This is a genomic window from Nocardiopsis changdeensis (assembly GCF_018316655.1).
In the GTDB taxonomy this organism is placed as follows: Bacteria; Actinomycetota; Actinomycetes; order Streptosporangiales; family Streptosporangiaceae; genus Nocardiopsis; species Nocardiopsis changdeensis.
Map to the genome: position 1 here is coordinate 6,908,000 of NZ_CP074133.1, position 12,738 is coordinate 6,920,737.

Consider the following 12,738-nt stretch of genomic DNA (forward strand, 5'->3'; position numbering starts at 1 on the left):
CGCGCGGCCCTCTCATAGTAGGGATGTCCGACATCATGGCGAGCAATGGAATATTTCATCAGTCTGTTTCCCTGAACACATCGAACTCGGCGAACGAGTAACCGCCGAACCTCTGGTTCCCGGAAGAGTCCACTACCGGGTTACCCTTGACTTCGACATAATGGAGCTTCCCCTCTCTCATCGCCTTCCTGATCTCCTGCGCGAGGGCGAGTTCTGTGAACTTGTCACTGTCCGGGGAAAGCTCCATCTCGTCGGCGGTACCACGCCTCTCCATGGCCTCCAGGATGCTCTGGAAGTACTCCTCCGTACCCTGGGAGACGCGCTTGACACCACCATTACCATCAGGCACGAGACGGGAGCCCAGGGTCGTGCCCTGACTGCTCTTGGCCTCGACGACGACGATCCCACCGTCCTGGGTCCGCCAGATCTGGTCGAACTGGTGGTTCCCGTTGCGCGGCACGGTGTCGGGCATCTCGACCGGCCCGTTCTCCGAGAGCATGGGACGTTCCGGGGAACTGCCGTTGAACTGCTCGCGGACGGCGACCTCCGCGCTGCGTTCGCCGTAGTCCTCGGTGATCCTGATCATCTCCCGGTGGGCTTCGGTGTACTCCTCCCGAGCCCTCTGGAGCTCCTCGGGGGCGTTGGCGCCCTCGGTGTTCTGGTTCTTGTACTTGTCCTCGAGACGCTTCAGTTCCCGTGCCGCTTCGGTGTCCCTGGTGATCGCCCTGTCCCGGCTCTCCGCGAGGGAGTCGAGAGCGTGCGAGGGGTTGCTCTCCACGTCGTACTTGACGACGGGCGCCTTGTTGACACCGCCGAGGTAGTCCGGCGGGTCAGGGGTCGGAAGGGTGTCCTGGACCACCCAGGGGCTGTTCTCGTCCAGGCGGGTCAGCTTGGGCAGCGGGAACTTCTCCGGACCCACGGTGGTGTACTGGCTGATCCGGTGGCCGTCCTTGGGGCGGTAGAACTCTTCGAGGACACCGCTGTTCGGGTCGTTCACCAGTCTGTTGAAGTGCTCCAGGAACTGGCGGTGCCCCTGCGGCGAGGTCCCCCAGCGGTGGGTCTCCAGAGCCTCCGGGGTCTGGGGCAGGTTACGGTCACGCCACCATTCGAGGGCGTTCTCCGCGACACGGTCCAGGTTGGACATGTCGTCGGCGACCTCGAAGTCGGCGTCCGGCTTGGGGATCCCCCACTTGTCCCACAGGGCGAAGTTGTCGTCCCGCCCTTCCAGAGGGGCGACGTCGTGGGCGCCGTTCCTGTCGGGGGTCGGCTCGTAGTAGTCGTCGTGCCACAGCTCGGGGTCCCGGGAGCGGTAGGGCACCCCCTCGTCCATCAGGCGGGCCTCGACGTACTCGTGCATCACCAACTGGCGGAAGGCGTTGGCCTCCGAGGGGTCCAGGGTGCCCGCCTCGGCCTTGCGCCACAGGTCGGCGATGTGGTCCATGGGGGCGAACCGGCCGCTACGCAGCGTCGTCCCGTCCGGCGGCACCGGAACGTCCGGGTGCTCGCGGAAGAACAGGTGCTGCTTGATCTCCTCGAGCACATTCGAGTCGTAACCGGTGTTCTCGGAGATCCGGTCGACGTCCCCATCGTTATCGCGGATCTCGTTGTACTGCTCCAGGGCCCGAGCGCTCTGCGGGACGTCGACGTACCGGTTGCCCTCGGCGTCGAAGTAGGTGCCGGTCTCGTCCCGGTGGCCGACATCGATGTGGTCGCCGTCGGCATCGTAGAAGCCGGGCCCCTCCTCGAGGTTCGACCTGGGGTTGTCGGCACTTTCCGAGCCGCCGGCGCGCTGGACGTACTCCCGCGGCGTGCGCTCCGTGTCGGTGCCGTCGGTGCGGTCCGGGGTCGCGTCGCCGTCCGGGGTGAGGTCGTCCGGGCCGTCCGGCAGGCCGTTGCCGTTGCCGTCCGTCCCGTCGAAGCCGCCGCCGGTGCTCCCGCCTCGGCCCGAGCCGGAATCCAGGTCCACGACCGCCGTGCCACCGCGCGGGGTGTCCAGGCCGGTGCCGCCGCCGACGCTGTTGTCGACCGTGACGTCGTTGCGGGCGTTGATCCCGTCGCCCGCGCCGTCCACCTCGACCCGGTCGGGGTCGGTGATCGAGGAGGCGTCGTCGGGCACCTCCTGGGAGGCGACCCAGCGGTCCTGCTCGTTGTTCAGCCCCTCCTCCAGCTCGCGGCGGGACTCCGGGTCGATGCCGTCCAGGAACTCCTGGCCGGCGTCGAGCTGGTCGGCGGTCGGGTCGACCGTCTCGTCGGAGTCGGATCCGCTGTTGCGCCGGTCGGTGTTCTCCGTCTCCGTATCCGACCCGTTGGTGGTCGTCCCGCGCGGGGTGGAGCCCGTCTCGCCGCCGGGCTCGGAGCCCGTGTCCGTGGTACGGCGGTTGTCGGTCCCGCCGGGGAGGTCGGCAGTGGAGTTGTTGAGCCGTTCCAGCGCCTCGTTCATCCGGCCGAGGTCGGCGGCGCTGATGTCGAGGCCCTCCACGTCGCTCAGGTCCAGCGGCTTGAAGGACCCGTCGCCGAAGCGGGGGATCCGCGACAGCAGCGACGGGTCGATGCCGCCGGGGAAGTCCGAGAGGTCGGGCACGTCCGGGGTGCGGCTGCCGCCGACCGAGTTGAGGATCTTGGCGCCGCGCCAGGCCATCAGCGGCACGCCCACGACCGCGCCCACGCCGGTGGCGGTGAGCAGCGCGCCGCCCACCACGGCGCCGACGTTCAGCAGCGCGGTGCCGATGGTGTACCAGGGCCGGTCGCCCCACTCCTCCCACGGCACGACCGCGTGGGCCGCCTCCTTCCAGGCGTTGCCCGCGGTCTCCCAGGACCAGCCCCAGTTGCCGTTCTCGTCCTTGCCGACGCCCACCAGCGCGCCCAGGCCCTCGACGGTGCCGCCCCAGTAGTCCCAGAGGTTGTCGCCCCAGTTGCCGGAGAACCATCCGTTCGGCCCGTGCGCGCCGACCATGCCGCCGACGTCCTCGGCGATGCCCACGAAGAAGTCGCCGACGGCGTCGCCGAAGTCGTTGTACCAGGCGTGGTCGGTGGTCTGCGGCGCCCCCCACTCCATGGGGACGCCCTCCAGGGGCGCGTCGAACCCGTAGACGAACTGGCCCTCGCCCGCGGTGACCGACCCGTCGGCCTTCTGCGCGATGAACGTGGTGCCGCCGAACAGCCCGGTGATGGCGTTGGCGCAGGTCCGCTCCGCCTCCTCGAACTCGTACAGCAGGCCGGCGGCCCGGTCGAGCAGGGCGTTGTGCTCGGCGACCTCGGGGCTCTCGGTCTTCCACCACAGGAAGCCGCCGCCGTCGCGCCAGTCCTCGTCGCCCTCGATCTTGTTGAGGAACGCGTAGGAGTCGGACTTGAGGGTGGCCCACCGCTCCTTGATGCCGCGGACCGTCTCGGCGAAGTCGCTGAGCGCGTCGGAGGCGCTGGACAGCGCCGTGGAGACCTCGTCGCCGTCGCCGGTGAGCGGGTTGAGGACGGTGAAGAGGTCCTGGTCCTCGGGCGCGGAGTAGATGCCCTCCAGCCCGGCCCACGCGCCGGTGATGTCGGCGGCGGTGTCGGTGAGGTCGGTGCCGTCCGTCTTCAGTTTGGCCGCGACCGCGTCAAGGGAGTAGGTGAGGGTCTCGGGAACGGGGAAGCCGCTCGGATCGATCAGGTCGGACAAGGTGACCACCGTTGCCTGTTCCGGGGGAAGGCCGCCGGTCGGGGCGGGGGCCGTGGCGCTTCCCGGGGGTCTGGTTCTGAGGGTCGGATCCGCGGGGTGTCCGGTACGGCCCTGGGCGGACCGTGGGAGTCGGGCACTGCGGTTCCGGGTGGCCGGTGGGGACTGGCACCGGGGTGGGGAGAAGCGGGAGGAGGTCGGGTGCGGTGCCGCGCGCTCCGCGCACGGCACCGGGAGGGTCAGCCGTCGAGGGCGTCGAGCTCGGCGTCGGTCTCGGGGGCCCGGGGTTCGTCGCCGAGGTGGTCCAGCAGGGTGCCGCGGTACAGGCCCGCGCCGTCGATGTCGATCGTCCCGGTCAGGGACAGGGAGAAGCCGCCGCCGCGCTCGTACATGCGGATCAGCGGCTCGAACGGGTCGGGCAGGGCGGGCAGGGACACCCCGGCGTCCCGGGCGGCCGCCAGGTGCAGAGCCCAGACGCAGGACTTGCCCACCGTCGGGTACTGCTCGATGACCGCCGGGCTCTCCAGGACACCCTCGACGACCTCGTCGGCGGCGCGCACGCCCGGCGCGGCGAACTCCGCGATGTCGTAGAACGGCCATCCCTTGGCGCCCAGTGTCCGGGTCCACACGGCGGCGCGGCGCAGGTATTCGCGCATCAGGGAGACCCGCGACCGGGTGTGGTCGAGGTTCCCGTTCCAGTCGATCGCGTGGATGCGGACGGCGAGGTCGCTGACCGCGGTGGTGCTGCTCATGGGATGTCCCTTCACTTCGGGAGCGTCGGGGCGGCCACCGGTGGCCGCCGGGTGTTCTCCCGCCGAGGACGCCGCGGGGGCGGGTGCGGGCGGGCGTCGCGGTCCGGTGCTAGACGGCCTGGTAGGGGCCGTACTGGGGCGGCGGCTCCGGCTCCGGGATCACACCCGCGTTGGCCTGGGCCTCCTCTGCCATCTCCAGGTTGCCGTTCATGTAATGGGTGGTGGCCTCGCTGGCGCCGGTCACGGCCGCCATGGTCAGGCCCGCCATGTCGCCCATGATGCCGAAGTAGTGCTCGGCGAACTCGCCCAGGGCCATGCCGATGATGCCGCTCTTGGCGTATTCGCCGCAGTCCATCAGGTGGTCCTCGACGCTCTCCATGACGCCGACCAGGCCTTCGCCGCTGCCCTCTTCACCGAGGTGGCCGGCGACGGCCTGGAGGACACCGCCCACGGCTGCGGGCTGGATGTTCCACTGCGACACGGACTGCTCCTTTCACGTGTGCGCCGGTCGGCGGTCGGCCGGCGGGGGCGGGACCCGGCGGTCCCGGTACGGGTCGGAGGGGGTGGACGGTGCGGCGCCCCGGTCAGGCGTCGCGGGAGGAGAAGGCGCCCGGGCGGAAGTTCGCCGGGGTCACGGCGTCGGCGGGCAGGACCACCGGCTGCCGGGCCTGCGCGGAGGTGATGACCTCCCACATGCGGCCCAGCGTGGCCTGGAGGGCGTCGGCCTGCGCGCGGAAGCGCTCGCGGGCGTGCCCGGCGGCGACACGGATCGGCCCGGCGGCCGGGACCGGCTCGGGCTCGTCGTGAGCGGCCTGCGGCGGGTCCTCCCAGTCGGCGGGCTCGACCAGCTCGAACTTCACGGTGCTTCCTCCTACGGCGGTTCAGGGCCTCTCACGATCGTTCGTCCGCCGTTGGGCCGGACACTGGTATGGGATGTTCGTTCGGCGTTGATGGTTTCACCGCCTGTGGACAGAAGGAAACCGTTTACGTCGGGCGGTTTTCCGGGACACCGGTGACCTGCGGAAACACCGGGGAGGGTGATGTGCGTCCCTCCCGGAACCGGGTGCCCGGAGGTGCCGGGGCGCCCCCGGCGCACGGGAGGGAGCGTGAACCTTCCGGACACTCCGCGTATCCCACCCGGTACCCGGCCGCCCACGGCCCCACGAGTGTTCACGAGTGTTGAGGAGACCCCTTGAGCCACGACGCGGTCGCCCTGCTGTCCGGCGCACCCGACCGGCGCGCCCTCATCGCCGCGCTCGCAGCGGCAGGCCCGGACCTGAGGGTGCGGCTGGTCGCCGACGGCGCCGTGGTGGAACTCCGCGACGCCGACGGCCGGGTGGTCGCCTCCCTCCAGGCCGCCCAGCGGCTGGCGCTGTCCGCCGAGGCCGAGCGCCTGCTCGCCGACGGCATCGCCGACGACCTGCCCGCCCAGCCGTACTGGGTGGAGGCCCGCGGCGCGGAACTGGCCGACACGGACACCGCTGGCGTGGTCGGCCGGTTCGTCCGCCACCTCGCCGAACGCCTGGGCGGCGAGGTGTGGGAGCCGGCCCCCGCGCTGCTCCGCGACGCCCCCTTCCTGGAGGGCGCCACCGAGCACCCCGCCGTCACCGCGCTCACCGAGCAGGCGGCGGTCGTGGTGCAGGACCGCCCCCTGGTCCCGCTGTCCCCCTGGATCGTGGACGCCATGGCCCGGCACGGCCGCCGCGGCCTGCGCCTCCAGGTGGTCACCCCCTCGGCCTCGCGCCTCACCCACGCGCTGCGGTCGATCCTCCAGACCCCCGCGGCCCGCTGGGTGGTCCAGACCCCTGCGGGCACCTACTACGACGGCTTCTCCGGCGTCCCGCTGCGCTGGGACGAGCGGGCGGCTTTCACCGTCGACGAGGACGCGCGGCCCGGCGGCCCGCCGAAGGAGTTCCGCGCCGACGGCGCCGACCGCGGCTGCCGGCTGCACGTGGACCTGAACGTGGAGCACCCGGCCGACAACGGCTTGGTACTGGGCGCCTCCGTGGAACTGCTCGCCGAGCACCTGGGCGGCGCCCTCCCCTCGGTCTGGGGCACCGCCGAGCCCTTCGCCCAGGAGTGGCGGCGGGCCGTGTTCACCCGGACCGCCCGCAACCGCGCCCCCGGGCAGACCTGGGCGGCGTTCTCCGGCCCGCCCGAGGGCGTGCGCGAGGACGGCGTCCGCCCGTTCGCGGGCACGGTGCGGGTGAGCCGCACCGCGTCGGGGGTGCGCGAGGCGATCACGTTCGCCGTCGGGTACCCCGAGGGCGAGGAGCCGGACCTGTCGGCGGTGCACTCCCTGGTCAAAGAACTCACCGCGCGGGACGTGCTGCGGACCATGACGGTGCGGCGTGCGGGCGGCCGCGCCGACCTCACCTACGCGCCGCACTGGACGGGCCTGCCGCTGCCGGTGGGCATGGCGGTGGGGCAGGAGGCGGTGTCGGTCATCGGCACCGGGCGGGCGCTGGGCGCGCCGGTGCGGCCGCTGCCGTTCGGGCCGCCGCTGACCCCCGCGTTCTGGTACCAGGTGGGCACCGGGGTCGAGGAGGACTCCTGGGTGCGGTTCCGGGAGCTGATGGCCCACCTGCACCCGGACGGGGGGTACGGCGCGGAGCCCGGCGGCGAGGACGGCGGCGGGACCGACGGCACCCCCGACGGCACCCCTGACGGGGCTTCCGCGACGGCCGGCGGGCGGGCCTCCGGCGAGGGCTCCCGCCCCTCTCCGAAACGGGGCTTCGAGGAGGGCCCGGCGCCCTCTCCGTGAGTCATCGCGGCCGCACGCACCGAATGGTCAGAGGGGTCCGGTTCGGTAGGGTTCTCCCGAGCCCCTGGCACCCCGCCTCCCCCAGCACCTCCGCCCCCTTGCACCGCCGAGAGGAACGCCGATGAGTCTTCGCGTCGTGCACCGCCCGACCAGGACCGTGCACCCCGCGCCGGCGCAGGAGCCCCATGAGGTGGAGGCCCCGCCGACCCTTCCCGACGGCAAGGCGCAGGGCAACCCCCTCATGACCATCCTGCCGATGGTCGGCATGATGGGGTCGATGACCATCATGATGGTCATGCGCAACCCGGCGTTCATCGCGCTGGGCGGCGTCGTCCTGGTGATCGCCCTGCTGGCGGCGCTGGGCATGCTGTTCTCCCGGCGCGGCCAGGTGGGCCGTCAGCGCCGCAACCAGCGCGAGCTGTACCTCCAGTACCTGGAGGAGCTGCGCGAGGAGCTGACCGAGTGGGAGGACTCCACCCGGTCGCACGCCCGCCTGCTGGACCCGCCGCCGGAGGCGCTGTACGACGTCGTCCGCGACCCCACCCGGCTGTGGGAGCGCCGCCGCAGGCACCGCGACTTCCTGCGGGTGCGGGTGGGCACCGGCCTCACCGAGGGGCGCCTGCTTCGGCTGGCCGAGCAGGGCACCGCGCTCACCCCCACCGACCCGTTCATGCTGTCGGAGGCCCAGGCGGCCATCCGCCGGTTCGCGACCATCCCGGAGATGCCGCTCACGCTGCCCCTGGACATGGCCGGGAACGTCAGCGTCGTGGGCGAGCGCGAGGACGTCATGCGGCTGGTGCGGGCGCTCGTCGCCCAGTTCGGCGCGTTCCACGCCCCCGAGGACGCCGGGCTCGCGGTGTCCTACCCGCCCGCGAACGCGGCGGACTGGGAGTGGCTGCCGTGGCTGCCGCAGGTACTGGACCCGCAGCGGCGCGAGGGAGGGGCCGCGGTGCGGCTCATCGCCCCCACCCCCGCCGAGCTGGGCGGCCTGCTCGCCGACGAGCTGCGGGCGCGCACCGACTTCGCGTCGGAGGTGCGCCGGGGCATGGGCAAGCGGGAGGCGTACCAGATGATGCGCCGCCTGCTCGTCGTCCACGACACCCACGGCCAGGTCGCCGCCGAGCTGGTCCGCCCCGACGACGCGGTGGACCCCGGGGCGCTGGCCGTCACCGTGCTGCACCTGGTGTCCCGGCAGGTGGACGAGCCGGGCGACGTGAGCGTGCGCATCACCGTCGAGGGCGACCGGGTGAAGGTGGAGGAGCTGCGCGGCTCCGACCCCGTGGTCACCGTCGGCACCGTCGACAACGTCCCCGCCGCCACCCTCTCGGGCCTGGCCCGGATGCTGGCGCCGCTGCGGCTGTCCCCGGAGTCGGTGGAGGAGACCGCCCAGGAGGGCGGCGCCGTCGACTTCACCGCGATGATGGGCGTCCAGGACCCGGGCGACATGGACGTGCAGCGGCTGTGGGCGCCGCGCAGCGAGCGGGCGTTCCTGCGGGTGCCCATCGGCATGGACGACATGGGCCAGCCGGTGGTCCTGGACCTCAAGGAGTCGGCGCAGCTGGGCATGGGCCCGCACGGGCTGTGCGTGGGCGCGACCGGCTCGGGCAAGAGCGAGATGCTGCGCACCCTGGTGCTGGCGCTGGCGGCCGGGCACTCGCCGGACCGGGTCAGCATGGTGCTGGTCGACTACAAGGGCGGCGCGACGTTCGCGCCGTTCGAGAACATGCCGCACGTCGCCGGCGTGATCACCAACCTGGAGGACGACGCCGCGCTCATCGAGCGGGTGTACGCGAGCCTGTCCGGCGAGGTGCAGCGCCGCCAGCAGGTGCTGCGCGATGCCGGGAACGTCCCCAACATCGGCGACTACACCTACAAGCGGCAGCACGACCCGAGCCTGCCGCCGCTGCCGCACCTGCTGGTGATCATCGACGAGTTCGGCGAGCTGCTGACCGCCCGCCCCGACTTCATCGAGCTGTTCCTGTCGATCGGCCGCATTGGCCGCAGCATCGGCGTGCACCTGCTGCTGTCCAGCCAGCGCATCGAGGGCGGCAAGCTGCGCGGGCTGGAGACGTACCTGTCGTACCGGCTGGGTCTGCGCACGTTCTCCGAGGAGGAGAGCCGCACCGTCCTCAACACACCCGACGCGTTCCATCTGCCGTCGCTGCCCGGATTCGGGTACCTCAAGGTGGACACCAGCGTGTACCAGCGCTTCAAGGCCGGGTACGTGTCCGGGCCCTACCGCGGCCCGGTGGCGGAGGAGTCGGAGTCCGACGGGGTCGTGGCGGTGCGCCCCTACACCGCGTACAACACGGCGCCCGAGGGGCCCGGGGCCGTCCGGTCGGGGGGCGACGAGAGCCCGATGCCGACGCGGACGGTCGGCCCGACCCTGCTCGACGTGATGGTGTCCCAGTTCGACCGGCACGGCGAGCGGACCCGGTCCATCTGGCTGCCGCCGCTGCCCGGCGCCGCCTCCCTGGACACCATGGCGGGCGCCCCCGAGAAGACCGACCAGGGTCTGCGGCTGCCCGGCGGGCACTCGCCCATGAGCGTCCCCGTCGGTCTGCTGGACGACGCCACCAAGCAGTGGCAGGGCGTGTGGAAGCTGGACCTGACCGCCTCGGGCGGGCACGTCGCCGTCATCGGCGGCCCGCAGAGCGGCAAGACCACGATGCTGCGCACCCTGGTGCTGTCGCTGGCGCTGACCCACACCCCGCAGCAGGCGGCGGTGTACTGCCTGGACCTGATGGGCGGCGGCCTGCAGTCGCTGTCGTCGCTCCCGCACGTGGGCGGGGTGGCCGCGCGCACCGACGTCGAGCGGGTGCGGCGGACCGTGGAGGAGATCCGGGGCATGCTGGAGCACCGCCAGGAGGTGTTCCGGGAGCGGGGCATCGACTCGGTGGCCCAGCTGCGGCGCATGCACGCCCGCGGCGAGGTGCCCGAGCTGGCCAGCGCCGACGTGCTGCTGGTCATCGACGGGTTCGGGGCCCTGCGCAAGGACTTCGAGGACATCGACGGCATGGTCAACGAGCTGCTCCAGCGCGGCGGCGGGTTCGGCGTGCACGTGGTGGCGGGCATGCTGCGCTGGAACGACGTGCGCATCGCCGTGCAGTCGAACTTCGGACAGAAGGTGGAGCTGCACCTCAACGACCCGTCCGAGTCCACGATCGACCGCAAGCTCGCCGAGACCATCAGCGCCAAGGCCCCCGGGCGGGCGCTCACCGGCGACGAGCTGTTCGGCCAGGTGGCGCTGCCGCGCATCGACGGGGTGGACTCCGACGAGGACCTGGGCGAGGCCGTGGAGAAGGCGGTGCGGACCGTCGACGGCGCCTGGGGCGGCCGCCGGGCGCCGAGCGTCCGGGTGCTGCCGCACCGGCTGTCGGTGCGGACCCTGCCCACCCCCGAGTCGGAGCCCCGGCTGGTGCCGATCGGGGTGGACGAGCGGGCGCTGGACCCGGTGCTGCTGGACCTGTTCGACCGCGACCAGAACCTGCTGGTGCTGGGCGACGGCGAGTGCGGCAAGACCAACCTGCTGCGGCTGGTGGCCGAGGGCCTGGTGGCCCGGTACTCGTCCGACGAGGTGGTGTTCGCGGTGATGGACCCGCGCCGGACGCTGCGCAACGTGGTGCCCGAGGAGTACATGGGCGGGTACGCGAGCACCCCCAAGGTGTGCGCCGGGCTGGCCGGGGGCGTGGCCAAGGAGGTGGAGTCGCGCATCCCCGAGGACGGCGACCTCGACTCGCTGGAACCGGGATCGTTCAAGGGCCCGCGGATCGTGGTGCTGGCCGACGACTACGACGTGCTCACCACCGCCGGACAGAAGCCGCTGGCGCCGTTCGTGCCCTTCGTGCCCAACGGCCGGGACATCGGCCTGCACTTCGTGGTGGCCCGCCGGGTCGCCGGCGCCGGGCGCGGGATGTACGAGCCGTTGGTGCAGGCGATCCGGGAGATCGGCACGAGCGCCCTGGTCATGGCCGGCGACCGGTCCGAGGGGCAGATCCTGCCGCGGGTGTACGCGGCGGCGCAGCCGCCCGGCCGGGGCAAGTGGGTGACCCGCGGTGGGGCCACGCAGCTGATCCAGACGGCGCTGAGGGACCGAGGAGAGCAGTGAGCGGAGGAGGAGCGACGGGCGGCACCGCCGCGGTCGACGCACTGGCCGCGCGCATCCGCGCGATCGACTGGAACGGGAACCTCGACCACACCCGGTCGCGGGTGGCGCTGATGCGCGAGTACCTGCGGCGTGCGGCGCTGTGGACGCGGGCCGTACAGGGCAAGGGGTGGCCGTTCTACGACGTCGCGGAGTTCGCCGCGCCGGGCGTGCGCGCCGACGAGGGGGTCGTAAGCGGCGTCCTGGAGAACCCGGCGGTCGTCGACCGGTTCCCGGCGGTGGGCAGGTCCTGCGCCTGGGCGCTGCACCTGGCCGCGGCCCGGGACGCCGGCGTTCCGCTGCCGGACCTGCCGGACCTCTTCGAGCCGCTGATCCGCATGTACGAGCGCGGCGGCGGCTTCTCGCTCTCGGGCACGGGCACGATCGACATCGACGGCACGGGCCTGTACCGCGGCACCCTCCCGGACCACCTCGGCGACGAGCCCCGGGCCCCCGAGAGCGACGCCGAACTGGACGCCCTCGACGGCATCGCGCCGCCGACCGGAGCGCCGGAGGAGGCGGCCGCGCCGCGCGGGCAGGAACCGGCCGGAGTCGCCGTGTACCCGTCGGCCGCCCACGCGGTGTCCGCTCCCGGGGAAGGCGTTCCCCGAGGAGCCGCGACCCCCGCCCGGGAGGCGCAGCCCGCTCCCCCGGCGGCACCCGCCGCGCAGACCCCGCCGGCACCAGGTGCGCCGGGTGCGCCGGGTGCGCCGGGTGCGCCGACCATGCTGCCGCCCGCCCCCAGGCCCCCGGTGCCCGGACCGCCCCCGGTGCCGTACGCGCACGGCGGGTACCCGGTCCACCCCGGCCACCCCGTTCCGCCCGCCGGGTACCCGGTGCATCCCGGGCACCCCGGCTACGGCCCCCCGCCGCGGCCCGCCGGGCTCCGCCACCACACCGAGTGGAACCCGGCCGAGCCCTCCGTCGGGCTGGCCGAGCCCGTGCAGCGCTTCGCCGCCCGGTTCCTGGACACCCTCATCGCCGCGGTCCTGTGGTTCCTGCTGATGCTGGCCACAACCTTCACCGCCGTGATCATCGGCGGCGGGGACATCGCCGGGCGGTCCGCCGACCTGGCCTTCCAGATCGGGGCGGTCTTCTCGTTCGCCCTGTCCCCGATCCTGTGGGAGTGGTTCCAGGTCGGTGTGTGGGGCCGCTCGGTGGGCAAGATGCTGCTGGGCCTGTGGGTGGTGCGCGCCGAGGGCGGCGGCAGGCTGCCCGCGGGGCGCGCCCTGCTGCGCGCGCTGTGCTTCGCGCCCGGGTTCACCAACCCCGTCAACTGGCTGCTGCCCTGGTCGCTGGCGAACGTGCTCTGGTCCCTGCGCGACAAGGAGCGCAGGCGCTGCCTGCACGACCGGTTCGCACGCTCCGTGGTCGTCCGGGTCGGCTGAACCGCGGCCCCGCCCCGTTCCGGGGCACCGGGGCCGAG

At 72.9% G+C, this 12,738-nt stretch carries 7 protein-coding genes; 3 read left to right on the forward strand and 4 right to left on the reverse strand.

The window, feature by feature from the left end:
* Positions 1–58: 58 nt before the first annotated feature.
* From KGD84_RS30990 to KGD84_RS31005, 4 genes are all read right to left on the reverse strand, one after another.
* Complete coding sequence (locus KGD84_RS30990) at positions 59–3,655, reverse strand: hypothetical protein (protein WP_220563838.1); 3,597 nt, start codon at positions 3,653–3,655, stop codon at positions 59–61.
* A gap of 236 nt (positions 3,656–3,891) precedes the next feature.
* The gene (locus KGD84_RS30995; RefSeq protein WP_220563839.1) at positions 3,892–4,404 is read right to left on the reverse strand and encodes a hypothetical protein; all 513 of its coding nucleotides are present in this window, start codon (positions 4,402–4,404) and stop codon (positions 3,892–3,894) included.
* Positions 4,405–4,513: 109 nt separating this feature from the next.
* Positions 4,514–4,885: a DUF6507 family protein gene (locus tag KGD84_RS31000; RefSeq protein WP_220563840.1), complete on the reverse strand. Its 372-nt coding sequence runs from the start codon at positions 4,883–4,885 to the stop codon at positions 4,514–4,516.
* Between the two features lie 103 nt (positions 4,886–4,988).
* Positions 4,989–5,264 (reverse strand): hypothetical protein, encoded by a 276-nt coding sequence (locus KGD84_RS31005; protein WP_220563841.1) that lies wholly within the window; start codon positions 5,262–5,264, stop codon positions 4,989–4,991.
* Between the two features lie 332 nt (positions 5,265–5,596).
* Here KGD84_RS31005 and KGD84_RS31010 point away from each other — a divergent pair, with 332 nt between their 5' ends.
* The 3 genes from KGD84_RS31010 (at position 5,597) to KGD84_RS31020 (ending at position 12,700) form a co-directional block, all read left to right on the forward strand.
* Entirely contained in the window at positions 5,597–7,168 is a 1,572-nt protein-coding gene (locus tag KGD84_RS31010) for a DUF6177 family protein (RefSeq protein WP_220563842.1), read from the forward strand.
* Positions 7,169–7,289: 121 nt separating this feature from the next.
* Entirely contained in the window at positions 7,290–11,276 is a 3,987-nt protein-coding gene (eccCa, locus tag KGD84_RS31015; RefSeq protein ID WP_220563843.1) for a type VII secretion protein EccCa, read from the forward strand.
* Entirely contained in the window at positions 11,273–12,700 is a 1,428-nt protein-coding gene (locus KGD84_RS31020; protein WP_220563844.1) for an RDD family protein, read from the forward strand. The genes eccCa and KGD84_RS31020 overlap by 4 nt, the downstream gene beginning before the upstream one ends.
* Positions 12,701–12,738: the final 38 nt, after the last annotated feature.